The 24,195-nt window shown below is 37.6% G+C and carries 24 protein-coding genes; 10 read left to right on the forward strand and 14 right to left on the reverse strand.

The genetic code is table 11. From position 1 onward, the window contains the following. Positions 1-4: 4 nt before the first annotated feature. The 13 genes from ACMH5P_RS11100 to ACMH5P_RS11160 form a co-directional block, all read right to left on the reverse strand. Positions 5-1,153 carry an adenine nucleotide alpha hydrolase family protein gene (locus ACMH5P_RS11100; protein WP_459494438.1) on the reverse strand — a complete coding sequence of 383 codons (1,149 nt, stop codon included), beginning with the start codon at positions 1,151-1,153 and terminating at the stop codon, positions 5-7. Further along, positions 1,150-1,860 carry a HisA/HisF-related TIM barrel protein gene (locus ACMH5P_RS11105; protein WP_459494439.1) on the reverse strand — a complete coding sequence of 237 codons (711 nt, stop codon included), beginning with the start codon at positions 1,858-1,860 and terminating at the stop codon, positions 1,150-1,152. Before ACMH5P_RS11105 ends, ACMH5P_RS11100 begins: the two co-directional genes overlap by 4 nt. Positions 1,861-1,863: 3 nt before the next feature. After that, entirely contained in the window at positions 1,864-2,454 is a 591-nt protein-coding gene (locus ACMH5P_RS11110; protein ID WP_459494440.1) for a glutamine amidotransferase-related protein, read from the reverse strand. Beyond that, positions 2,451-3,347 carry a glycosyltransferase gene (locus ACMH5P_RS11115; protein WP_459494441.1) on the reverse strand — a complete coding sequence of 299 codons (897 nt, stop codon included), beginning with the start codon at positions 3,345-3,347 and terminating at the stop codon, positions 2,451-2,453. Before ACMH5P_RS11115 ends, ACMH5P_RS11110 begins: the two co-directional genes overlap by 4 nt. A 44-nt stretch (positions 3,348-3,391) precedes the next feature. After that, a complete protein-coding gene (locus tag ACMH5P_RS11120; protein WP_459494442.1) occupies positions 3,392-4,372 on the reverse strand; it encodes a glycosyltransferase in 981 nt (326 codons plus the stop codon). After that, positions 4,372-5,448 (reverse strand): glycosyltransferase family protein, encoded by a 1,077-nt coding sequence (locus ACMH5P_RS11125; protein WP_459494443.1) that lies wholly within the window; start codon positions 5,446-5,448, stop codon positions 4,372-4,374. Before ACMH5P_RS11125 ends, ACMH5P_RS11120 begins: the two co-directional genes overlap by 1 nt. Then, positions 5,445-6,584: a DegT/DnrJ/EryC1/StrS family aminotransferase gene (locus tag ACMH5P_RS11130; RefSeq protein WP_459494444.1), complete on the reverse strand. Its 1,140-nt coding sequence runs from the start codon at positions 6,582-6,584 to the stop codon at positions 5,445-5,447. The genes ACMH5P_RS11125 and ACMH5P_RS11130 overlap by 4 nt, the downstream gene beginning before the upstream one ends. Beyond that, complete coding sequence (locus ACMH5P_RS11135) at positions 6,559-7,578, reverse strand: Gfo/Idh/MocA family protein (protein ID WP_459494445.1); 1,020 nt, start codon at positions 7,576-7,578, stop codon at positions 6,559-6,561. Before ACMH5P_RS11135 ends, ACMH5P_RS11130 begins: the two co-directional genes overlap by 26 nt. Positions 7,579-7,582: 4 nt before the next feature. Then, positions 7,583-8,023: an acyltransferase gene (locus ACMH5P_RS11140; protein ID WP_459494446.1), complete on the reverse strand. Its 441-nt coding sequence runs from the start codon at positions 8,021-8,023 to the stop codon at positions 7,583-7,585. Beyond that, a complete protein-coding gene (locus ACMH5P_RS11145) occupies positions 8,020-8,835 on the reverse strand; it encodes a hypothetical protein (protein ID WP_459494447.1) in 816 nt (271 codons plus the stop codon). The genes ACMH5P_RS11140 and ACMH5P_RS11145 overlap by 4 nt, the downstream gene beginning before the upstream one ends. 340 nt (positions 8,836-9,175) lie before the next feature. Next, positions 9,176-10,273 (reverse strand): UDP-galactopyranose mutase, encoded by a 1,098-nt coding sequence (gene glf / locus ACMH5P_RS11150; protein WP_459494448.1) that lies wholly within the window; start codon positions 10,271-10,273, stop codon positions 9,176-9,178. Further along, complete coding sequence (locus ACMH5P_RS11155) at positions 10,263-11,516, reverse strand: oligosaccharide flippase family protein (RefSeq protein WP_459494596.1); 1,254 nt, start codon at positions 11,514-11,516, stop codon at positions 10,263-10,265. Before ACMH5P_RS11155 ends, glf begins: the two co-directional genes overlap by 11 nt. 34 nt (positions 11,517-11,550) lie before the next feature. Next, a complete protein-coding gene (locus ACMH5P_RS11160; protein WP_459494449.1) occupies positions 11,551-12,096 on the reverse strand; it encodes an ArsR family transcriptional regulator in 546 nt (181 codons plus the stop codon). Positions 12,097-12,265: 169 nt separating this feature from the next. On the opposite strand from ACMH5P_RS11160, the gene ACMH5P_RS11165 reads away from it, so the two are divergent. Genes ACMH5P_RS11165 through ACMH5P_RS11185 form a run of 5 tightly spaced genes read left to right on the forward strand, consistent with a single transcriptional unit; the run spans position 12,266 to position 17,256 of the window. After that, positions 12,266-13,843 carry a hypothetical protein gene (locus ACMH5P_RS11165; RefSeq protein ID WP_459494450.1) on the forward strand — a complete coding sequence of 526 codons (1,578 nt, stop codon included), beginning with the start codon at positions 12,266-12,268 and terminating at the stop codon, positions 13,841-13,843. Between the two features lie 31 nt (positions 13,844-13,874). Then, on the forward strand, positions 13,875-14,783 hold the full coding sequence (locus ACMH5P_RS11170) for an ABC transporter ATP-binding protein (protein ID WP_459494451.1): 909 nt from the start codon (positions 13,875-13,877) through the stop codon (positions 14,781-14,783). After that, on the forward strand, positions 14,780-15,625 hold the full coding sequence (locus tag ACMH5P_RS11175) for an ABC transporter permease (protein ID WP_459494452.1): 846 nt from the start codon (positions 14,780-14,782) through the stop codon (positions 15,623-15,625). The genes ACMH5P_RS11170 and ACMH5P_RS11175 overlap by 4 nt, the downstream gene beginning before the upstream one ends. Beyond that, the gene (locus ACMH5P_RS11180) at positions 15,625-16,263 is read left to right on the forward strand and encodes a hypothetical protein (protein WP_459494453.1); all 639 of its coding nucleotides are present in this window, start codon (positions 15,625-15,627) and stop codon (positions 16,261-16,263) included. The genes ACMH5P_RS11175 and ACMH5P_RS11180 overlap by 1 nt, the downstream gene beginning before the upstream one ends. Positions 16,264-16,305: 42 nt before the next feature. Continuing rightward, positions 16,306-17,256: a phytanoyl-CoA dioxygenase family protein gene (locus ACMH5P_RS11185; protein WP_459494454.1), complete on the forward strand. Its 951-nt coding sequence runs from the start codon at positions 16,306-16,308 to the stop codon at positions 17,254-17,256. 449 nt (positions 17,257-17,705) lie between these two features. Here ACMH5P_RS11185 and ACMH5P_RS11190 read toward each other — a convergent pair whose 3' ends face one another. Beyond that, a complete protein-coding gene (locus ACMH5P_RS11190) occupies positions 17,706-18,617 on the reverse strand; it encodes a sugar phosphate isomerase/epimerase family protein (protein ID WP_459494455.1) in 912 nt (303 codons plus the stop codon). Between the two features lie 78 nt (positions 18,618-18,695). On the opposite strand from ACMH5P_RS11190, the gene ACMH5P_RS11195 reads away from it, so the two are divergent. From ACMH5P_RS11195 to ACMH5P_RS11215, 5 genes are all read left to right on the forward strand, one after another. Then, complete coding sequence (locus tag ACMH5P_RS11195) at positions 18,696-18,989, forward strand: MmcQ/YjbR family DNA-binding protein (protein ID WP_459494456.1); 294 nt, start codon at positions 18,696-18,698, stop codon at positions 18,987-18,989. Positions 18,990-19,364: 375 nt separating this feature from the next. Then, positions 19,365-19,868 carry a transposase gene (locus ACMH5P_RS11200; RefSeq protein ID WP_459494457.1) on the forward strand — a complete coding sequence of 168 codons (504 nt, stop codon included), beginning with the start codon at positions 19,365-19,367 and terminating at the stop codon, positions 19,866-19,868. A 341-nt stretch (positions 19,869-20,209) separates the two neighbouring features. After that, on the forward strand, positions 20,210-21,265 hold the full coding sequence (locus ACMH5P_RS11205; RefSeq protein WP_459494458.1) for a glycoside hydrolase family 130 protein: 1,056 nt from the start codon (positions 20,210-20,212) through the stop codon (positions 21,263-21,265). Between the two features lie 367 nt (positions 21,266-21,632). After that, entirely contained in the window at positions 21,633-22,016 is a 384-nt protein-coding gene (gene gloA2 / locus ACMH5P_RS11210; protein ID WP_459494459.1) for an SMU1112c/YaeR family gloxylase I-like metalloprotein, read from the forward strand. Next, entirely contained in the window at positions 22,013-24,160 is a 2,148-nt protein-coding gene (locus ACMH5P_RS11215) for a DUF4954 family protein (RefSeq protein WP_459494460.1), read from the forward strand. Before gloA2 ends, ACMH5P_RS11215 begins: the two co-directional genes overlap by 4 nt. The last annotated feature ends 35 nt before the right edge of the window (positions 24,161-24,195 follow it).

Genomic DNA, 24,195 nt, shown 5'->3' on the forward strand with positions numbered 1-24,195 from the left:
ATGACTAAAACCATTTATTTTTTAAAGCTATAATTTTATTAACAAATAATTCATTTGGATATTCTGAATGTTCAACTCTTGGTTCTGCCAAATACAAAATAAATTCACTTTCTGTCAGTGAAAGTTTATTTAAAAAAAAGTTTAAATCATGAAGTAACTCTTTTCGAGTATAAACAGGGGTATTTAATAATTCAACACCTTGACTCCTAGATATTTGATTTGAAGCGATTAAAGAAGAGATGTGAGACTTTCTTTTATCTATATTGAATTTTATTGGTAGTATTAATCGCTGATAAATTTTAGTAATTAGAGACTCTTCATGCTTACGTTTGGGGGGTGAATAAGCAAAATTTTGAACTAAGAATTTTTCAGCATCACTTTTATTGTAATCAAAATAGTCTAAAGCTGAAATCCATTTTATTCCGAAAAAATTTTTATTAATTATCACTTCAAGAGTACTCATGAATGGATAATTTAAATTTGAGTTTTGATTATACTTTTTTACAATTGATTTTAAATTTTTTGCGTCGTGCTTAAGATATAACCAACTTTCTGGCATTATATTTTCGCTTGATAAATTAACACCATGAAAAATCGGCAAATTCCCGAGACGACGGGATTCTTTAAACATGGTTGCAAAAATTGCATGATCAGATGCCCCCTCTAAATCAACAACATTAGCTTTCATCAAAGAAAGTTGAAGCATCTTAAAAGAATTCCAATCTAATACTTCGTTTTTAAATTTTAGTCCTAATAAATTTACTAGGTTAAATATATTTTTTGAAGCAAGCGGTGAATTCCAATGATTATCCAAGTGAATAGAATTCAGAGTTAGACCATAATCAGAAAGCAAATATGCTAAATAAGAGCTATCTACGCCTCCCGAAAGTCCAACTAATATTTCATTTTTATTTTTTTTGAGTTTATCCAAATAAATAAAAAAATCTTTTTTAGAATTTTCAATTCGTTGCTTATTTGTACTGATTTTTTCTATTGCATTATGACAATGATTACATCCATCAATTGTAAAAACAATATTTGAATCTGTATCATCCATTAAACATCTTTTGCAAACGTTTTTAGGCTTAATAAGATGATTCAAATCTAATTCATCAGAATTTAAAAAATTATATATATCAACTATTTTACTCACCGTGAAAAAGAATTGTTTATTAGTTTTTGACTACCATTTAAAATTGTGCTAGAAGCCGTAAATATTGTTGTAGAGTTTACACCAAATCGCTTAAGTGTATCAATATCGTTCAAATCTCTTACCCCTCCACAATAATTAATATTTGTTTTGATTTTTTTCTTTTTTATCAAATCTAACAGTTCAAGATCTGGACCCATTAAAGTGCCATTTAAATCAATGTTATTAATTAAAAGTTCACCCGGCAATAGTTCATCTTCTAAATCAAACTTCTCGAGTGATATAACTGATCTCCCCAAATATTGGATAAAATAATTGTTGTCTTCTTTCTTTATATCTAAACACAAGGTTACTCCTTGTCGTCCCAAGAATTTCAAAATATTAGAATATTCAATCCTATTCTCGAAAAAAAGATCCCTTATACTAATTCTTTCAAATCCAATTTCTATAATTGATTTTGCTTGTGACAATAATTTAATTCCGCCAGCATAACATTTCGGTTTCCAAGAGGATTCTGAAAGTGATTTTAAATATATCATTTCAAAAGAATCTACAAACCTAGAATTATTAACAATTAGGATCTCGTCATATTCAAATTGATCAAAATGATAAATTGAATTCATAGGACAACCTAAATATAACTTTTTATCAAATTTATATGTAGTAAATGAAACTTTATCCTCAATATAAACACCGCAGTTAATTCTCATTGATTATAATTTTGAAATAAAAAAATTACGCCATTCTTGATGACTTTTTTCTGGGTGAAATTGAAATCCAAATATATTTTCATTTTCAAAATAAGCTAAAAATGATTGCCCGCTGGACAATTCAACAACTAAACAATTCTTAAAATCTGCTATGGAAAACTGCGTTATACCATAACCATGGGAAAAATACGCTCTATCAGAGATATTCAATCCGGGAATTAGTAATTCTCTATATCCAATAAATGTTTTTGTAAATTCAGGCTCAAAATCAAGTTTTTGAACATTTCCATTCAAAAAACCCAGTAAATCATTAGAGGATTCTTCAGTATATGAAAAAAACATTTGCATTCCAGCACAAATTCCTATAATCTTCACATTTCGTTCATTAAGGCCCGATAACCATTTTTTTAAACTTATCATATATTTCTTGTCATCCAATGATAAGCCTGAAACACCACATATAACCAAGGTAGAGGTGGTTACTTCCTCATTGAGCGAAACTTGAATCGAACCTATATCATTTTGTGCAAGAAAATTTTCAAAAGAGCCAATATTTGAAACCGTTGGATTAAATAAACTCACTAACTTTTTCATAACATAGTTTTTAGTTTATCTGATAAAAATTTGATGTCCAACAAAAAATTATTTTGTGAGTATTCGTTCAATATTTCTTTTCTAAATAGTTCTATTCGTTTCAATAAAAAGGAATCCTTATTGTGAAGTAAATTAATAAGATTAACTAATTCAAGATGATTATTGAACAAAATTGGGTTGGCAGTTATTTGCTTGTTACCGACTGTATTCATTAAAAAAACAGGGATCCCCAAGGTTGCTGCTTCTATAACTACAAGAGCAGCCCCTTCATAATGAGATGGTAAAACTATTAAATCATTCAAAGAAATATCATTATAAGGTGACAAAGATGAACTTCGAATGATTACCCCACTTCTTTTTATTCGTAACTCTAAATCTTTTGACCGACACTCACCTATCAAAAATATTTCGTGTTGTATTAATTTTTTCAGCTCTATAAAAAAACTAACATTTTTCTGTTGGTCATCGACTCTTCCAACATAAAAAACCCTCATTTTCTTAGAGTATACATTACTCGCACATAACGAACTATTTAATACAATATTCCTAATTACAAAAACCTCTTGTTTAGGAAATCGAATTTTTAAATAAGATTTTTGCTCTAGTGAACATGTAATAAATGAGATGTTATTCCTGGATAACAAAAATTTATAAACGAAATTTTTTACTCGAGGAAATTTTACTTTAAAATAATACAAGTCAAAGCCAAATGGCGTGTAAACAAGAACATTTTTAGCTATTAGAGAAACACCAAATATAAAAAATAAATTCTGCCTAGGTGACCCTGCACTAACAATTACAGTGCCATTTAAAAACCTATAAAAAATATCTAAACTAAATTGATTAACAATTAATTTAGTTTGTTTAAACTCCTCAAATATCTTTTTGAACATATACTCGTGCCCACTAATTACATTTGAGTTTAAATAAAATATTGTCACGAAAACTCTTTTTTTATAAAATAACCTAATTCAGACCAAACAAATAAATTTGAAATACTTAGATTGGACTTAGGCAATACTCGATTGTTGTTACTAAGTACAAAATCTAAATTACAATTTTCCTTGGGATCAAAATATTCAACATTTAATCCATAAAATTCCTTAAACACATCAATATCACTAGCATAGGCTTTATCTGAAAAATAAAGTGATTCAATTATAGGAAGTCCAAAACCTTCACATAATGAAGGCATAATTATTCCTCGAGATTTCATTATAAACTCTACCATTTCATTTCGCGAATCCAATCTTCCCTTGATTTCGATATTATTCAATTTTTTTTTTGTGCTTATATCAGAAATGATTTTCAAATTATAGTCCCGATTTTGATTGAAATAATTAATTAAACTATCCAAATTTTTATGTTTCCTGTTATTACCAACATATAAAAAATAATCCTCTTTAGTTCTATTTCCAATTTTAGATGATTCAAAAATCCCATTTGGTATTACATATGCTTCCCTATTAAATAGTTTTTTAACATCTCCCGCAACTGAATAAGATGGGGTAATTATAAAAATGCTTTTCCGACTACATAAATTGTATTTCAACAGATTGAATAAAATTCTAGCCTTTATAAATGAGAACCTACTAAAAAAATAATTAGATTTATTTATTGCCATTAAATCATGTACAATGGTATATATCTTGATATTGGAAGGAATAAAAAAAGGGATAAAATAATGTGGAATAAATATTACATTTGGCTTAGTTCGCAATAAAAAAAAGTAAAATCTTAAATGATCTAAGATATTATAATATGAACTAAATTTAAATTGATAATCCTCATTGGTACATTTACCGTATTTAATTAAGGAGACAGAGTTTAATTTTAATAATTCAGAAAGATATTTATTTGCCACCTGGCCAATTCCTGTATAATTATCACTAATTGTTAAGTCAAAACAAATTTTCATTAATTATTTTTATTTGTAAGTCTTATATAATTATTATATAGACGATCTAATATTCTCTCGTAAGAAAAATCTAAATTATCACTAACAATTGGTCTATTTAGTAAATCATTTATTTTTTCTGAGATGGAAAAAAGATTAAAATTGGAGATTAAGCTTATCTGCTTTGACTTCAAATGACTTGTATCTTCACCTAAATTTAAAATAATGTGTTTATTGAATTTTAATGCTTCAAAAATTGAAGATGTGGATTTTGGCCAAATGTGAATATTTATTTTACTATATAGATAATTTAATTGTTCAAAATTCAAATAGTTTTCATAGTGCAAGATTCTATTTTCTTTCTCTATAATTCTTTTCAATTTAACATTTTCAATGGGGCCTATAATTAGTAACTTTAACTTGTAGCTATTTCGGCAACTCAATAAAAAACCAGCAATTATTGATTCTAAATTTTTCGAAGTATCAAAATAACCCGAAGTCATAATATAGTATGAACTATTCTCTATTATGAATGGTAAATTAGAGTCTAATTTAAAATTACTCGAGTACCCAAGGTGCTCCATATTAATTTTTTCAACATCAACCTTATATATGCGATTTAAAAGGTTTAACGCCGCAGGTGTAACAATTCGAATTAAGCTAGACTTTTTTAAACTGTATCTAATAAATGGATAGGTGAGCAAATAAAACCTAAGTTTACCTAAAAAAGATTCAGGAATTTTTTGTAATTCATGGTCATAAATAATTGGTATTTTCGATTCAGAAGCCCAATATATTGCTAATATGGATACTAGCTGTTGTGCATCAAAAACATGAACAATATCAGGTGAAAATCTAATTAACTCCTTTAAGTAATTGATAATAACAATGTCTTTATATTTAAAGAGGGGCCTAAATCTTAAAACATTGTATTTCCCAGAATCACTAATTTTACTCTTATTTTTCTTTTGTGGCAAATTACAATTAGACGTAAATATTATATGATCAGTTCCTTTATTTTTAAGATAATCTACATAAGCATGCTCTCTATAATAAAACGTTTCGTCAAAAAAACCTGTAATTATTGCTACTTTCAAAATTCGTTATTTCTAAAAAAATCAACAATCAGATTAATTATTATTTCTTGATCTTCCTGAGTTAACTCTGGATAAAGTGGGATTGAGATAATTTTCTTAGAAAATTCCTCCGCCATTGGGAAATCACCCTGCTTATAGTTCAAATGATTATATGCTGGAACAAAAGGCAATAATGTAGGATAGTGAATTGCAACTTGGACACCGTTAGCTAGTAGATATTCTTTAAGCTGATTTCTATAACTTGTCTGCAAAACAAATAAGTGAAAACTATGACTGCAGTTATATCTTATTATTGGTAAAATTAAATCCCCAACATTATTTAGTTTTTGAGTATAATATTTAGCCTTTTCTTCTCTCAATCTTGTCCACTCTGAAATATATTTCATTTTGACAGACAATACCCTTGCCTGAATAGCATCAAGTCTACTATTTAATCCTTCTATATTATGAGCATGCTTAACAAGAGAGCCATGATTTGCAATCATCCTGCATTTCAAAGCTAAATCTTCGTTATCTGTAACTATACAGCCGGCATCCCCATATGCACCTAAATTTTTACCAGGATAGAACGAAAAAGATGAAGCAATACCAAAAGTACCCACATTTCTACCATGATATTTAGTAAAATGTGATTGAGCACAATCTTCGATAATAAATATATTATTAGATCGCGAAATTGAGATAATTTCATCTAATTCACAAGATTGTCCATATAAATGAACAGGGATAATTGCCTTCGTCTTGCTATTAATTTTGTTCCTTAAATCATCTACAGACATTGTATATGTTAGTGGATCTATATCTGCAAAAACTACTTTTGCTCCAGTCAAAGAAATCACCTCTGAACTTGAAATCCAACTATTACAAACAGTGATTACTTCATCCCCTGGTCCAATACCTAATGCTTTCAAGATAATGAACATGGAGTCTGTTCCATTACCTACACCAATACAGTGAGAAGCTCCAAGCTGACTTTTAAATTCTTCTTCAAATTTTCTAATTGATGAGCCTCCAATAAAATCAGTGTTTATTAGTGCCCCCAAAACTGCATCGTCAATTTCACTTTTAATTGACAAATACTGGGATTTTAAATCTACAAATGGTATCAAATTAATTTTTGGGATTTCGTATAACATTATAAATTTTTTCAATCAATTGTATTGACATATATCCATCAAAGGCACTGGCCTCAATAGGAGCATTATTTTCAAGAACATCAATTATATTTTTGTAAACTAAATCATGATTCGACATTGAACCGACATAATTACCATAATTATTTGGCGAATTCCCCTTGGGTAAATTTTCTATCTGAATACCTTCAATTGATTGATATTCCAATTCATTCAAATATTGACCACCTATTTTCACTGTACCTTTCGTCCCAAAAATTGTTAACGATCCCTCCATATTTTTCTTGAAGGAATTAACGGTGTAATTTATAGTACCTAGAGCACCATTCTTAAATTTCAAACAAACAACACCGGTATCTTCAAACTCAATATTTTTTTTGTGGACAAAACTATCAGAAAAGCCAAACACTTGACTGATATCACCGGCAAACCAATATAGCAAATCTATGAAATGACTAAATTGTGTAAAAAGTGTTCCTCCATCCAAATCGTTTGTGCCCTTCCAAGAATTTTTGTAATAATCTTCATTACGATTCCAGAAACAATTTAATTGAAAATTAAAAATATCGCCTAGGGAACCATTATTTAAAAGCGATTTAACTGCTGCAACTGGTGGATTAAACCTATTTTGTTTTACTACAAATAAGCGTTTGTTGTTTTTCTCAGCAGATTCCAACATTTTGCCCGCATCAATTACATTTAATGCTAAAGGTTTTTCACATAATACATTATAACCGTAATTGAGGCATTCAATTGACATTTGAGCATGCAAACCATTGGGAGTACAAATAGAAATAACATCAATTTCTAAATGATCATTAAGCAATTCAATTAATGAAAAATAAATATGTAAATTTTCTTTCTCATCTAAATCATTAAACACCGAAATATCATTATCACAGACGGCCACAAGATTACCTAATTTTCTTATTTGCTCAATATGTCTTTTGCCAATTCTTCCACATCCAACTACAGCAAATTTTAATTTTGATTTCATTAGCTTAAATTTTTTTTAAGAGTTTTGCTGGATTCCCAACATATACACCTTTTACATTTATGTCTTTTGTTACCACAGAACCAGCTCCAATTACTGTACCAGAACAAATTCTTACAGGTAAAATAGTGGCATTACTACCAATGGAGACATCATCTTCAATTAATGTATTTAACCATTGTTTTTTATCACCCATTGCAGGTGCATTATATTTAAATTTATCATTAATAAACATCACTCCATGACCTATAAAAACGTTGTTCCCAATATTAACATTTGAACAAACAAAGGTATGACTTTGTATTCGAGAAGAGTTTCCAACTACAACATTACTTTGTATTTCAACAAAAGGTCCTATCATAGTGTTATCTCCAATTTTGCAACCATATAAGTTTACCGGTTCATAGATTAAACAATTTTCTCCAAGAACAACATCAGATTTGATCATAATTCTTTGTTAAATATTTTTTTTAGTGAAAAACAATATTCCTCAAAAGTGGGTAAATAAGGTTGAATATCATTAATGTTTAAACCTTTAAAATCTTCAAAATCACTATAAACGATTCCACATTTTTTTTTATTAATTAAGCTCTCGACCACAAGTGAATCTCCAGCCTTTACCACAGGGATTACTCCCGCAATCAAATATTCGTAAAATCGATTCGGAATGTTAAATTTATCAAAATATGATACATTTTGTCCGGATTCGTAATTATGTAGAATACCGAAATCATATTTACTTAAAATGGTATAAGAATCACTTGGATGATTTTTGAAATCCAAAATTCCTTTAATTTTAAATAACCCCCTTGATTTTACTTCAAGTTCATGATACAAATTCAAGCCTTTTGATGTAGGTATTATTTCAGCTGTATAGAGATCTATACAATATCCTTTGGATATAATTGATTCAATCAGTTTAATATAATATTGTCTCGCTCCACTCCTAATATTCCCTAATTCAGAAAATACCCTACCCGATAGAATAACAAAATGTTTGTTATTTGACTTGAGGGAATATTTCTCATCTTTTCTAACGTTACTGACGTAATTTTTACCCCTCCAATCTTCATCAAGGTCGAAATAAATCTCTTTTTTACTTAAATCAACAGAATATTTATTATTGAAGAACTCAAGATTAAACCTTGAATTAAAGATAATTGCATTTGACTTATTCAAAGATTGTATTTCTGGGTACCTGAAATTCTTTCTAGTTTCTTTTACAGCCCTTAGTAAAATCTTGTTTTTGATAAATGGCAATAGAACTACCGTTAGGTGATCCGACCTATCGTAGTCATTATAGCTAGAATATACAAATTCACATTTAAGGTTATTGATTTTATATAGTGTGTAACAATTGAATAGTCTAAAAATAAAAATTAATATATTGTACAGAAAAATTTGGTTTATAAATTTCTCTAACAATAAAAACATTAGACCATTAACCTTATTTTTTATACTTCCATATTTGGAAAAGCTAATTAGTTCAACCCAATCATAACTATGGTCAACTATATCATCCCTTTGAATTAAATAAATACGTTCGAAAACAGATCTACTATCTTCCCATCTTGAAGACGGCCAATCAAAATTTCCAATTTTAATTAAGTCCATTAATTATTTCTTTTGATTTTTTAAGAGCAGATTCAATTATTTGATGCATATCGAAATACTTATACTCCGCTAGTCTACCACCAAAAATTACATTTGAAGTCTGACGAGCCTTCTTTTCATATTTCAAATATTTTGAATTATTTAAAGAGTCATTAACTGGATAGAAAGGTTCGCTTATTTTGGGGTTATATTCAGTTGGATATTCCTTCGTAATCCAAGTTGATGGAGTGTTAACATTTTCAAAATGTTTGTGTTCAATTATCCTTGTATAAGGAATGTCAATATCGGTGAAATTCATCATAGCTGTACCTTGAAAATCAGGAAGATATTTTAATTCATGCTCAAACCTGGTAGTTTTATACTCTAACTCCCCAAATTCATAGTTAAAAAATTTGTCTATTGGTCCAGTATAAATTAGTTTTTTAAACTCAGGTAACTCCGATTCAAAATAATCTGTATTTAACAAAAGGTCTACACCTTTTAACAATTTTTCAAAAATTTGTGTGTAACCACCAATAGGAATACCTTGAAATTTATCATTAAAATAATTGTTATCATAGGTAAATCTAACTGGTAACCTTTTGATAATTTCAGGTGGTAGCGTTGATGCAGATTTTCGCCATTGCTTTTCTGTATATCCCTTAATTAGTTTGTAATATACATCTGACCCAACAAGAGAAATTGCTTGCTCTTCCAAATTTTTAGGATTAACAATTCCTTGTGACTGCTTCTTTATTATTTCAATGGCTTGATGTGGCAAACTTATATTCCACAACTTTGAAAAAGTCCACATATTAAATGGAAGAGAATAAATTTCACCTTTGTAATTAGCAACAGGACGAAGAGTGAAATTGTTAAAAGAAACATATTTATTTATCCATTCCCAAATTTTTTCATTTGATGTATGAAAAATATGTGGACCATATTCATGGATATTAATGCCATCTCTTTTTGATGTAAAACAATTTCCACCAATATGATTTCTAGCATCTATTACACATACATTAAATCCTGCATCAGTTAATTCTCTAGCACAAATTGAGCCATAAAAACCAGATCCAACGATTAGAAAATCATATTTCATGAATTATTTTTTTTGAATATAAGAAGCTTGAAACACCTATAAATGACTCAACTATTAACAAAGTCGCTAATAATGATAATAAGTTAAACAAACCAAGTTTTATTAGAAGCAATGTGATGAATAGGAAAATTGCTCCTCCAATAAAAATACTTCGGTTAAATTTTTTAATTCCGCCATAAACAGGAGTAAATAAAACACCAAAAGTATTGCTCATTGCAACAAAAGGTAGGCTAAGTGAAAGCCCGAACAATGTAAGTAGAATTTCGGAAACATCTATTCCGTGATAAAACCATGAAAAATTAAATAGTGAAAAAGTGAAAAATCCCAAACATAAAATTATTAAAACCTGAATTTTTAATATTTTTTTCCAATAAGCATTAATCTCATTTTTAGACCTTGATGTCATTTTTTTAATCCCCACTGAATTACTAATCGCACCCAAAGGGGATTTTAAAACATTAAACAATTTATCAGAAAAATCGTAAATAATTATTTTATCCTCAGGCAAATAAATTCCTAAAAGTATTCTTGTAAGTTGTTGATATGAAAATGATCCTAAATTTCCTAAGTGGATATGGAACAAAACTTTAAGTGTAGATATTTTAATCTTATTTTTAAGAATTGACTCACCCTTAAATCTTTTAATAATATAAATAACAACCAATGTAGAAGAAAAAAAATAAGGTAACGCCAAAATAATTGGATAATAGACATCTTTCACATCCTTGACAAAATATAAACCCAAAAGAATTAACACAGTCAAAAATTTATTAGAGATGTTGACATATAAAAAGTATTTATATGAATTAAAAGCTTGAAATATCCAAAGTTGTATAAATTGTTCATTTAACAAAAGCCAAATGCTACATAGAAAAAAATATAATCCATAACTTTTTATAATTATGCTAATAATCAAAACTAAAATTAGAGAAATCAATACAAGAAGAGACTTAATTTGCAACAACTCCAAAAATGTATTTTTTTTCAGAATTTGACCTTTCTGACTCTTAATAATTTGAATTGCACCAGAATTATATCCAAAATTGAATAAAAATAAAATCAAGTTTATTATGCTAAAGTAAAAAACCGATTTTGAGTATAGAGAGGTGCTAAATAAGTTAAATATCAATGGGATAGTTGCTATCGGAGCAACAAAATTCAACATTGAAGACAAAAAAATTAAAACAGAGTCTCTGTTGAAAATGATTAGATTATTGTATGTTGATTTAAAAAAAATAATAATAAGTCTTTATATTAAAACAAGTACTGAAATTAATTTAATAAGAGTTTTCCATCATCTTCATCCACTTCCCACTCCCCATCATCATCCCCTCACTAAACTCCTCCCGCCCAAAAACCCCTACGCGTACCTTTTTCTGTATCAAGGGCTCCACCTTTTCGATCAACTGATATAAATACGGACGATCCACATTCCCCACCAGCACCAAGTCCACAAAAGGCGAATTCTTTCCTTCTGCCAGCTCCCCGGTCAGATATACCTGATCCAAATTACCTAATTTCTTGATGATTTGGTCCACAATCTGATCCAAACCCACAAATTGCAGAATTATTCCCCGCAAGGTCTGGAACATCGGATGCGCCTGATTCACCACATAATGCTTCACCTTCGCATTTTCCTCCTCCTCCTGCACCTGAATCAAATGCATCTCCTGCAATTTATTCAATTCCAAACGTACCGTATTGCTACTCACCCCCAAATCCCGCTCCAAACCCCGTAGGTAGACCCTACTCGCCGGGTTCAACAGCAATTTAGTGAGCAAAGCCACCCGAATCTTTCCCGAAAATAAACGATCTAATACCAATGCAATTCGCCTAATACGGCTTCGCCCTCCTGAGTCACACAGAACCCAAGGCAGACTGATACAATTTTGAGTAACAAAATTACGAATTATGGCCTAGGCTACAAGTTTTTTCCACCCGAATTATCCAATGGTAAAAAAGTTTCCCAAAACATTTCGATAACTTGCCACCATGAACGCGAGACTCTTCAGCAATTGGCTTCTTGGCAGCGGAATCATCCTGCTTTTTACTTGGCAAATCCTCCGCCTCAGCCACAACAGCCCCTTCCTCGACGACGTCAATTTTATCGATTTCGTCAACCAAATCGCACAAAAAAATCTCAGCACTACCCAATTCCTGCGCAGCCTATTCATGGTGGACAACAACCACATGGCCGTCATCCCCAAAATCGGACTCAGCATTCAATACCTGCTCTTTCAAGACATCAACTTCCAACGGATCCTGCTCATCAGCCTGGCCCAACTCACCGCCATCGCCTGGCTCCTTTGGAAACAAACTCAATCCCATTCATTAGCCCCGTGGAAAGCCCTGCCCATCCTGCTACTATGGTTCCAACCGCAGTATTATGAGGTGGCCAACTGGGCCATGACCGGGATCCAACAAAGCTCTGTCATCCTCTTCACCCTAGTCGCCCTGCACTTCATCGCCCAACCCGGCCCAAAAAATCTGGCTCTAGCGATCTTTTTCGCGGCCATGGCCTTTTATTCCTTTGGAAGCGGAGTTTTGGCCTATGTCGGCATCGGGTATTACCTGTTGGCCAACCGACGTTTCAAGGAGATCATGTGGTTGGCACCCAGTTTTGTCCTCCAACTCGCCAGCTACCTCTACATGTCGAAAATCGGGAGCGTCGTGCAACCCGCCTCCATCGAAATCAGCCACGCCATCCCCTTCTTCCTCAATCTCGTGGGAACCCTGGCCATGTTCATCCAATGGCATCCGGCTGAAATCGCCTGGGGCCTCGGGTTACTCTTCGTCCTCCTTGGGCTTCGAGGACTTTGGAAAATAGACTATAAATCCCAAAGCGCCACCTTACTACTCATCTTGCTCGCGAATTGCCTACTCATCGTCTCCAACCGCGATGGCTCCGGCCTCGGTATGATCAGTCGTTTCGCCTGCCTCAGCCCTCTCATCGCCATCGCGCTCTACCTCATCTACCTACCCAGCCTAAGCAAAGGGAAAATCCTTGGCATCATCGGTTTGTCAGCTGTTTTTTGGGCCGGGTCCTACATGCAGTACTTGCCGGCGATGTACCAGCAAAAACACGATGCGATTGCTGAGAGAGCCAACTGGGATAATAACCGCCGCTGGCTTTATTGTTCCAATCAATTCCAAGACAACGCTGCGGCCTATTTACGCCCCAGCTACGAGCAAGGAATTTGGCAGAGTGAAAACAGCCTCATCGATCGTTCACATTTCAATCAATGCCTCACAGCTCCCCTGCTCCCCGTAAAATTGAAAATCCAAGATCAGACGATTGAAATTCAGGATTACCCGCTGATCATAGGTCTCAATCAGCCCCATTACCTACTGTTTTACCGGAGCGACAAGAGTCCCAAGATGTATATCAAAAACATTCCTTTCCGACCAAATTCCAAGAAAAACATCCTGCTGGGGCAGACATGGGTGCTTCCCAACAGCTTTCTAGACCTACACACAACTAGCCTAGAATCAGGCGATTACCAGCTCTTCCTCTATGATGCTGCGAAGAAGCAGTTTTGGAAAACAGCCTACCGCTTTCAGCGCCCTTAAAACATTTTTCTTCAAATGGCGTTAGGAATACATGCCTACTCCCATTGTTCAAATCCGCCACCTCTCGAAACATTTCGGTGATTTTCACGCCGTGAAGGATGTCAACATCACCGTGAATACCGGCGATGTCTATGGTTTTCTGGGCCCAAACGGCGCCGGAAAAAGTACCACCATGCGTTGCATGCTTTCCTTGATTCAAGCGGATCAAGGTAGCATTGAATTATTTGGGCAGTCGATCACGCAACATCGAAGCGAGATTTTAGCCCGCGTAGGCAGCCTGATTGAAAAACCTGATTTTTACAAATACCTATCCGCCTATAAAAACCTCCAGCTCTTTTCACGAATCTCCGGCAAACCCTCCAGTTCGCAGGAAATCCGCGAAATGCTGGACTTCGTCGGACTTGCCGGTCGGGAAAATGACCGCGTTGGAGGATTCTCGCACGGCATGCGGCAACGCCTCGGAATCGCTCAAACCCTCTTGCATCAACCCGACCTGATTGTGCTCGACGAGCCTACCACGGGCTTAGATCCGCAAGGAATCATCGACATGCGAAACCTGATTTTACGCCTCAAAAACGAGCAGAAGAAAACGATCATTCTGTCCTCGCACAATTTGAGCGAGGTCGAACTCATCTGCAACCGAATGGTTATCATCCACCAAGGAAAAAGCATCGTGGAAGGCAATGTGGCAGAATTACTCAATGAGGACGAGCAGATTATTCGCATTCAGACCGACAGCCTTTCGATGCCGAAACTCATTCAATTGCTTCAAACAAATTACCAGCCGCTGCAGGTCAACGAACAATTCGTCGAAATCAGCCTACTCAAGGAAAACATCCCGGCATTAAACGCGCAAATCGTTGCCGCCGGTCTTCCTATTTTTGCGATCGAGGCAAAACGTAAACTCGAAGATTACTTCATTAACTTGTTGGCCTCATGATTTTCCTATACAGCACCTACAACGAACTCATCAAGATTGCCTTGAAACCCCGAAGTTATTTGGGACTCGCGGCAATCACCGGACTTGTGGCCATCATCCTATTTGCCCTCAAAGTAGACGGCATGTCGATGATCTCCTTCGTGACCTCCTCTTTTGAGCAGACCTTGCGATTCGAGGGTGATGTCTTGAATGGCAATTTAGTGGCCTTCATCATCCTACAAATGTTGATCGTTCACATCCCCTTGTTGGTCGCCCTCGTCACCGGCGATCTAATTTCCGGGGAAGCCGCCATGGGAACCTTGCGAATGCTAGCGACCAAACCCATCTCGCGTAATCAATTATTGGGTTCCAAATTCCTCGCTGGCAGCCTGTACACCTTGTTGATCGTCGTATGGCTCGGATTCCTAGCGGTCATCGTTGGTCGCTGGATGTTTGGGTCAGGCGATTTAATGGTTTTGAATTCCGATGGACTGGTTATTTTGCAGGAACAAGATATTGTTTGGAGATACCTAGGTGGTTTTTGCGTAGCCTATTTGGCCCTATTAACCATCAGCTCCCTGTCCATTTGCCTATCCTGTTTCTCGGATAATTCGATTGGACCCATTGTCTCCACCATGGCGATTATCTTGTTATTTACGATTATTGGGACCTTGGATGTTCCCGTTTTTGACCCCATTCGCCCCTTGTTGTTTACGACGCACATGGCTTCTTGGCGCTCCTTTTTTGAGGATCCCTTGCCTTGGGAACAGATCAAACAATCCATTTACATACTGATTGCGCACAATGTGGTGTTTGTCGGCGTCGCGCTCTTCAGTTTTCACCGAAAAGATATCACGGTCTAATGAAATACCTACTATTCCTCTTATTGCCTTTTTTGTCTTTGGGCCAAAACTCGAATGCCACCTGGCAGCGTTTGATCAAGAAATTCAACCAAGTAAAATCCTACGAGGTCAAAGCCACCATCAAGCCGAAAATCGCCTCCATACGGATGTTACCAGTCAAAGCCACGGTACAATTCAACTACCCATCGAACTTTAAAATGAAGTCGGCCGGAATCTCCATCCTCCCCAAAAACGGATTTTCGGAATTGCCCCTTTTGTTCAGCCATCCCAATCAATTCACGGCAATTTCGTCGGGGGTAGACCAAGGCACCGAGGTGCTGACGCTCTTACCAACTGATAACGAGGCAGACATTGTGTTGGCCAAGATTTGGGTAGATACGAAAGATTACGTGGTGACAAAGTCTCAAATAACGAGTCGGACGAATGGCACTGTCACCTGTGAATTTGATTATGCGGAGGAGCGAAATTTGGGCTTACCATCCCGCATGAAATTCCAGATTGATATCAAGAAATTCAAGATTCCGAAGGGCGTGGCAACGGATATCAATCGGACGAGTCGGCCAGAAGAAACGGGCAAAACCAATTCCAAAGGCAGCATCGACATCGAACTGCACGACTATCGAATTCAACGGAATTAAAAATATCTGTATATTTGGCTGATTATTCAAACGGATACGGTCATGCATGCAATGAATTTACCTTGGGTGGAGAGTCCTTTCTTTCACCAGATTTTACCTTCAAAAAATCTAAGTTCCGAACAGGCAAAATTAGCCACGGATTACCATGAAAATGGCTATGTGGTGGTTCAGAACCTATTCACGGAGGAGCTCATTGAGGAAATCAAAAAGGATATGCTCGAGAAAGGCTTCAACCCGGATTATCCGATTGATACCTTTCGAAATGATATTCGTATTCAAGACCTTTGGCAGAAATCACCCGCTGTCCAACAAATGGCGGCGCACCCGGAGATTATCAAGGTTTTGGAGATGTTGTACGATCGCGAGGTGATACCCTTTCAAACCTTGAACTTTAAGGTAGGGTCCCAGCAAAAAGCACATTCGGACACCTTGCACTTTAGTTCCTTGCCAGCGCGTTACATGTGTGGGGTTTGGGTGGCCTTGGAAGATATCACGGAAGATAATGGGCCCTTATTCTATTACCCGGGTTCACACAAAACGACGGAATATAATTTCAGCCATTTTAAAAATTCGTTGGCAGACACGTCCTATGACAACTATCCGGAATACGAAACGTTTATGGAGGCAATGATGGAGGCCTCACCGTATAAAAAAACGAAGTTTTTGGCCAAAAAAGGGGATGCGCTGATTTGGTCATCCAACATTGTCCATGGAGGTAGCGCCGTGAATGACCCGAATTCCACCCGCTTTTCTCAGGTAACCCATTACTATTTCAAAGATTGTGTTTACTACACCCCAATGTTGTCAAATAGCGTAACGAACGAATTGTTCCTACGTCGTTTCTTGACCAACATACGTAATGGTGAACCCGTGAAAAACTCCTGGAATGGCCACGAAACGAATTTCATGCGGACAAGGGATCAATTGTACACGATCAACAATCACCTGAATCTGAATAAATACCTTCGCTGGATTGCAGCGAAGTTGAAGTAGAGACGCGATACCTCGCGTCTTGTTAAACCACCCCTGTAGAGACGCGATACCTCGCGTCTTGTTAAACCGCCACCGTAGAGACGCGATACCTCGCGTCTTTTTAAACCACCCCTGTAGAGACGCGATACCTCGCGTCTTGTTAAACCACCACCGTAGAGACGCGATACCTCGCGTCTTGTTAAACCACCCCTGTAGAGACGCGATACCTCGCGTCTTGTTAAACCGCCACCGTAGAGACGCGATACCTCGCGTCTTGTTAAACCACCCCTGTAGAGACGCGATACCTCGCGTCTTTTTAAACCACCCCTGTAGAGACGCGATACCTCGCGTCTTGTTAAACCACCTGAAAACCACCAAAGACGCGAAGTATCGCGTCTCTACAAAAAAACAAAAACATGCGAAGTATCGCGTCTCTACAAAAAAACAAAAACATGCGAAATATCGCGTCTCTACAAATATTTTCGCAACAACTCCACACTCTTCTTAACCCCTACCGGACCCGGTTCTTTTCCTTCAAATTCAATGGAAATATAGCCTTGGTAATTTGCTTGCTTGAGCATCTTAATGATCCGTGCATAATCCAAATCCAAACTATACCATTCGCCTCCGCCATAATAGGTTTTGGCCTGAACAAAACTGGTTTTGGACACGATCTTCGCTAATTTATCATAGGGATTCTCCAAGAAGTTTCCGGTATCCATCAGTAAACCCAACCAAGGTGAATTCACCGTGTCATGAATGCGCAACATCCCCTCGGGCGTTGAGCCTAGGCCCCAATGATTCTCCAATGCCAATAATACGCCGCATTCCTCCGCTTTTTGCAAGCATTGTTGGATCCCATCCACGCACCATTTATAGCCATCGTCTTCCGTATACCCAGGCAAAATCGGCTCGATTCCGCGATTTGCCATCAACTCATCAAAACTCTTAATTGTATTCCACCGACCCGTGTTCAAGCGCAAACAAGGTATACCCATTTTGTAGGCAAGCTCGATGCAATGATTCGTATGGTCCACATGCTTTTTCAGCTCCGCTTTGTCGGGCGTCACAAAACCCTGGTGAATCGACAAACAAGTCATGGCAATGCCATTCACAAAAGCATGTTTTTTCAATTTTTGGAGGTAGGCATTGTCTTCACTTTCCATTTGTCGGTGCAATACATCAATCCCATCCAATCCCAATTTCGCGGCTTCATCGATGACCTTTTCGATGGGAAATTTATCCCCTTTAAAATGCCAATACGAATACGAGGAAACGCTTAATTTGATTTTGGGTTTGAGTTCAGGGGCAGCGGGTGCCAACGAAACTGCGGGTGCGGCCGAAGCGAGTGCTGCGGCTGAGATAAAATGACGTCTATTCATAGGTTTGAGGTTTTCCTTGCTAACTTACACAATATTAGATGTTTCTGTATGTACTTAGACGAAATTTGCGACTTCTGTATGGGGCTGCCCTTAGTAGAGGAGACTCAGCCTTTTGGCCCAGACCACATCGTGTATAAAATTAAAGGGAAAATGTTTCTGCTCGTGGGAATCGAGGAAAGCCCCATTCGGTTTAATGTCAAATGCAATCCCGAACGCGCCATTCAATTGCGCGAGGAATACCCACACGCCGTCCTACCCGGTTATCACATGAATAAAAAACATTGGAACACCGTCGTCATGGGCGAGGGCCTCACTCGTGCCCAATGCGAGGAAATGATTCGGCATTCGTATGAATTGGTCGCCAGACTGTAGAGACGCGATACCTCGCGTCTTGTTAAAAAAAAACCTGTAGAGACGCGATACCTCGCGTCTTGTTAAAAAAAACCCTGTAGAGACGCGATACCTCGCGTCTTGTTAAAAAAAACCCTGTAGAGACGCGATACCTCGCGTCTTGTTAAAAAAACCCGTAGAGACGCGATACCTCGCGTCTTGTTAAAAAAACCCTGTAGAGACGCGATACCTCGCGTCTTGTTAAAAAAAACCTGTAGAGACGCGATACCTCGCGTCTTGTTAAACCTCATTTAAACCTCCCCAGACGCGAAGTATCGCGTCTCTAGAATAAAATCCAACTTTTTGGTAATCTATAAAATGAATAGGATTACAATTTTCAACAGTGAAAATTGAAGAATGAAAAAGAAAATAGGCCTTAAAGAACTAAATAAATATCAAATAAAATCAATTCGAGCGAATTGGTGGGATTACGCATCAAATGGCAATTATTTTATCACAATCTGTACTAAGAATATGAATCAATTTTTTGGTAAAATTAGAAATGAAAAAGTGGAATTAAATGAGATTGGGAATATCACAAAAAGGAATTGGGAGAACATTTCAACCTATTTTCCTTTTGTATCATTAGGGCCGTACATTATCATACCCAATCATTTACATGGTATTATAAAAATTGATAAATCATTGCAACCTGTCATTACTGATGAAGCAAAATTTGGCCCACAATCGGAAAACCTAGCGTCAATTATGAGAGGTTTCAAATCATCGGTTACAATAGAAGCACGAAAAATTGACCCGAATTTTTGTTGGCAAGCTCGATTTTATGACCGAATCATCCGAGACGAAAAAGAGTTACAAAATATCATCGAATACATTTACGACAATCCTTTAAAAGGGTAAGTATTCAGTAGAGACGCGATACTTCGCGTCTTGTTAAACTACCGAAACACCACCCTAGACGCGAAGTATCGCGTAAAAACAAAACACTGTAGAGACGCGATACCTCGCGTCTTGTTAAACTACCGAAACACCACCCTAGACGCGAAGTATCGCGTCTCTACAAAAACAAAAAGACGCGAAGTATCGCGTCTCTACAAAAACAAAAAGACGCGAAGTATCGCGTCTCTACAAAAACAAAAAGACGCAAAGTATTGCGTCTCTACAAAAACAAAAAGACGCAAAGTATTGCGTCTCTACAAAAGCATAAATTTGCTAGCTTTACTATCGTAATAAAATCCCCCATGAAAAAAATCCTCCTCTTCCTCTTGTTGCCTTTGCTCGGATTTTCCCAAACCAAATCCTGGGAATTGGCTGGATTTAAAAAGGCCGATAGCGAAAATCCGATCATGAAGCCGGATACGAAGGCGAGGTTTTTCTGCCCGATCCAACAAAAATCAGTCGGCTGGGAGAATAAGAATGTCTTAAACCCGACCGCCTTGGTTTACCAAGGAAAGGTTCACTTACTCTACCGAGCACAGGATTCCTTGGGCACTTCCCGCATCGGCATAGCGATATCCACGGATGGCATTCATTTTACCAAACAGCCGAAGCCCATTTTGGCACCTGGAAATGACGCCTTTAAATCCTTCGAATGGCCGGGTGGAATCGAAGACCCGCGGGTCATTGAAACCGGTGATGGACAATTTTTATTGACTTATACTTCCTACGATGGTAAAACGGCTAGACTTTGCTCGGCAATCTCGAAAGATTTGATCAACTGGGAAAAGCTCGGACCCATGTTGGCCAGCCCCAAATACATCAACCTCTGGTCGAAATCCGGTGCGATCGTCGGCAAGGAAATCAACAGCCGCATCATCGCAGACAAAATCGACGGTTATTATTGGATGTATTTTGGCGATACCGATTTATTCATGGCCAAATCCAAAGACTTGCGCACCTGGGAGGTCTGTGAAAATGCCGAAAACCAAAACCGAATTTCCGTATTACATCCCCGAATGGGCTATTTCGATTCTAGACTCGTTGAACCAGGACCCTACGCCCTCTTGCGAAACGAAGGAATTCTGTTAATCTACAACAGCAGCAATGCCGCGAATTTCAATGAACCAAATTTTCCCAAATTCACCTACGCCGCCGGCCAAGCGCTCTTCGACAAATCCAAACCCTACAAACTGATTGATCGTACGAATCAGGCATTCATTTGGCCCGACAAAGACCATGAACGCGTCGGGGAAGTGAACGAGGTCTGCTTCGTAGAAGGACTCGTCCATTTTCAAGGCAATTGGTTTTTATACTACGGTACGGCGGATTCGAAAATCGCGGTAGCGGTCAAAAAGTAGAGACGCGATACTTCGCGTCTGAAAACAATGTAGAGACGCGATACCTCGCGTCTGAAAACGATGTAACGACGCGATAATTCGCGTTTGAAAACAATGTAACGACGCGATACTTCGCGTTTGAAAACAATGTAACGACGCGATAATTCGCATCTGAAAACAATGTAACGACGCGATACCTCGCGTCTGAAAACAATGTAGAGACGCGATACCTCGCTTCTGAAAACAATGTAGAGACGCGATACCTCGCTTCTGAAAACAATGTAGAGACGCGATACCTCGCGTCTAAACTTATAAAAGACGCAAAGTATTGCGTCTCTACAAAAACAAAACGCACCACGGATTACCGAACCAACAAAAAAGAAAAATTATGATCCTCGGCATTCACCACATCGCCATTATCTGCTCCAACTACGAAGTATCCAAACACTTCTACACCGAAATCCTGGGCTTCCAAATCGTGCGCGAAGTATACCGAAAAGAACGAGATTCCTACAAATTAGACCTGGAAGTCAATGGCTTATACCAAATTGAGCTCTTTTCATTCCCAAATCCACCCGCTCGAACCTCCCGTCCCGAAGCCGCTGGCCTCCGCCATTTGGCCTTCGCCGTAGACAATTTAGAAGCAATCGTCGAACAATTAAATCGGCAAAATATTGCATCTGAACCCATCCGATTCGATGAATTTACAGGAAAACGCTTTACTTTTATAGCTGATCCAGATGATCTACCTATTGAATTTTACGAGAAATGAATCGAATTGATAAAAAACCCTTGGCGGATTTAGGTTATGGCTTTGTTTCGGCCGACTACCTGCCAAGTGGTTCCAATGAATACCTATACCGCAATACAAGCATTAATACAGCTGATTATCGCCAACTGACTTCACGCGAAATCAGCATTATGGAGGCCAACCTGAACGAGGCCGAAAACTGGAAAGACATTTGGGTAAAGGAGGGTTTCAATCCCTACTTGGTGAAAAACTGCCGCTTTTTTGGCATGATCCGCATCGGGGTTTTGGAATCCTGTTATTTGGAATTCAAGAACCTTCGCATGCCCGTAGGTATTTACAATTCAACCGTTATTTCCAGCGATTTTGGCGATAACGTAGCCATTGATCGCGTGAATCTCCTCTCTCATTTCCAAATCGGAAATGAGGTGATGATTCTGCAAGTGAATGAATTAGCGACCACCCCGACTGCCAAATTTGGAAACGGTATCGTGAAAGACGGCGAGGAAGAGCGCATTCGTATTTGGCTCGAATTAGGTAATGAAAATGGCGGACGGAAAGTCGTTCCGTTCATCGGCATGCGCCCAGCAGATGCCTTTTTGTGGACGCAAGATCGAGAGGACAAAGCCTTACAAAAAGCCTATTTCAACCTAACACAAGCTGAATTTTCGACCCAACGAGGCTACTATGGTCAAATCGGGGATCGAACGGTAATCAAGAACACGGGCATCATCAAGGATGTCAACATGGGTTCGGATACTTACATTAAAGGGGCCAACAAACTCAAGAATTTGACAATCATCTCCTACCCACACGCCTCCACGCAAATCGGCGAGGGCTGTGAAATCGTCAATGGAATCATTCACGAGGGTTGCCGTATTTTCTATGGGGTGAAGGCCGTTCGTTTTATCTTGGCTGCGCATTCACAGTTAAAGTATGGAGCGCGTTTGATCAACTCGTATTTAGGAAGTAATTCGACCATTTCTTGTTGCGAGGTGTTGAATGCCCTGATTTTTCCGGCGCATGAACAACACCACAATAACTCCTTCCTGTGTGCAGCAATCATTCATGGTCAAAGCAATATGGCAGCTGGAGCCACCTTGGGATCGAATCACAATTCCCGCGGAGCGGATGGTGAATTACAAGCCGGACGTGGATTTTGGCCAGGATTATCGGTGGCCTTGAAACACAATTCCAAATTCGCAGCTTTCAACTTGATTTCCAAAGGAAACTACCCGGCGGAAATTCATAATCCAATTCCATTCTCCTTGCTTGGTAACGATGACGCCACTGGCGGCTTATTGATCATTGCCGGTTATTGGTTCCAATACAACATGTACGCCATCGCACGTAACGCTTGGAAATTTGCAGCCCGTGACCAGCGCGTCGAAAAAAATATGCTGCTGGAGTTCGACTACCTCGCCCCAGACACAGTCAGCGAAATGCTTCAAGCGCGCGAATTATTCTGTCAGTGTGTCGGCGATGCACTAGGCAAAGACGCAGCAGCGGGCAAAGCGTGGCTGGAGAACCCAGCCAATGAGCATGAAAACCTGGTCGTTTGGGCTACAGGTATCGAAAATTCGAAACGCAAAACACGCGTGGCAAAGACCTACCGCGCTTATCATATTTTTGGGGATTTACTGCAATACCATGCCGCCAAAGAATGGGTGGCAACGGCAGCTCGTTATCCGGATCAAAAACCAATTGACTTGCTTCATAAAACGCTAGCGAATGCGACAGCCATTCAGACCTGGGATAATATCGGGGGCCAACTCATCCCTTCGGGCGCGGTGGCGGATTTAAAGTCGGCCATCAAATCCGGTCAAATTTCCCGCTGGTCGGAGGTACATCATTTCTACGAAAACCAAGCCGCCCTTTACCCGGATCAAAAATTCGAAAATGCCTTGAATGGTCTGTTAAAGGTCAAAGCGGATGCGATTGAAAATATCCCCGCATGGCTAAACAAGGCCGTGGAAACGGCGCGCTACCTGACAGCGGGCATCGAAAAATCACGTTCCAAAGATTACCAAGACCCATTCCGTTTAGCCATGTTCGGCAATGCCAAGGAACTCGAGGCGGTGATTGGGGATTTGAATGATAATGAATTCATCCAACAGTCGAAGCTGATTCAGCAGGTGTTTGAAGAGAAAATCAAATCCTTGTTGTAGAGACGCGATACTTCGCGTCTAATTACCCAGTTACA

The sequence above is a fragment of the Aquirufa sp. 5-AUSEE-100C1 genome (genome assembly GCF_054558655.1).

Coding starts and splice junctions, on each gene's coding strand:
- ACMH5P_RS11105 (WP_459494439.1), bottom strand. CDS start 1,860: ATGAGAATTAACTGCGGTGTTTATATTGAGGATAAAGTTTCATTTACT.
- ACMH5P_RS11110 (WP_459494440.1), bottom strand. CDS start 2,454: ATGAAAAAGTTAGTGAGTTTATTTAATCCAACGGTTTCAAATATTGGC.
- ACMH5P_RS11115 (WP_459494441.1), bottom strand. CDS start 3,347: ATGTTCAAAAAGATATTTGAGGAGTTTAAACAAACTAAATTAATTGTT.
- ACMH5P_RS11120 (WP_459494442.1), bottom strand. CDS start 4,372: ATGAAAATTTGTTTTGACTTAACAATTAGTGATAATTATACAGGAATT.
- ACMH5P_RS11130 (WP_459494444.1), bottom strand. CDS start 6,584: ATGTTATACGAAATCCCAAAAATTAATTTGATACCATTTGTAGATTTA.
- ACMH5P_RS11135 (WP_459494445.1), bottom strand. CDS start 7,578: ATGAAATCAAAATTAAAATTTGCTGTAGTTGGATGTGGAAGAATTGGC.
- ACMH5P_RS11140 (WP_459494446.1), bottom strand. CDS start 8,023: ATGATCAAATCTGATGTTGTTCTTGGAGAAAATTGTTTAATCTATGAA.
- glf (WP_459494448.1), bottom strand. CDS start 10,273: ATGAAATATGATTTTCTAATCGTTGGATCTGGTTTTTATGGCTCAATT.
- ACMH5P_RS11165 (WP_459494450.1), top strand. CDS start 12,266: ATGAACGCGAGACTCTTCAGCAATTGGCTTCTTGGCAGCGGAATCATC.
- ACMH5P_RS11170 (WP_459494451.1), top strand. CDS start 13,875: ATGCCTACTCCCATTGTTCAAATCCGCCACCTCTCGAAACATTTCGGT.
- ACMH5P_RS11175 (WP_459494452.1), top strand. CDS start 14,780: ATGATTTTCCTATACAGCACCTACAACGAACTCATCAAGATTGCCTTG.
- ACMH5P_RS11180 (WP_459494453.1), top strand. CDS start 15,625: ATGAAATACCTACTATTCCTCTTATTGCCTTTTTTGTCTTTGGGCCAA.
- ACMH5P_RS11185 (WP_459494454.1), top strand. CDS start 16,306: ATGCATGCAATGAATTTACCTTGGGTGGAGAGTCCTTTCTTTCACCAG.
- ACMH5P_RS11190 (WP_459494455.1), bottom strand. CDS start 18,617: ATGAATAGACGTCATTTTATCTCAGCCGCAGCACTCGCTTCGGCCGCA.
- ACMH5P_RS11195 (WP_459494456.1), top strand. CDS start 18,696: ATGGGGCTGCCCTTAGTAGAGGAGACTCAGCCTTTTGGCCCAGACCAC.
- ACMH5P_RS11200 (WP_459494457.1), top strand. CDS start 19,365: ATGAAAAAGAAAATAGGCCTTAAAGAACTAAATAAATATCAAATAAAA.
- ACMH5P_RS11205 (WP_459494458.1), top strand. CDS start 20,210: ATGAAAAAAATCCTCCTCTTCCTCTTGTTGCCTTTGCTCGGATTTTCC.
- gloA2 (WP_459494459.1), top strand. CDS start 21,633: ATGATCCTCGGCATTCACCACATCGCCATTATCTGCTCCAACTACGAA.
- ACMH5P_RS11215 (WP_459494460.1), top strand. CDS start 22,013: ATGAATCGAATTGATAAAAAACCCTTGGCGGATTTAGGTTATGGCTTT.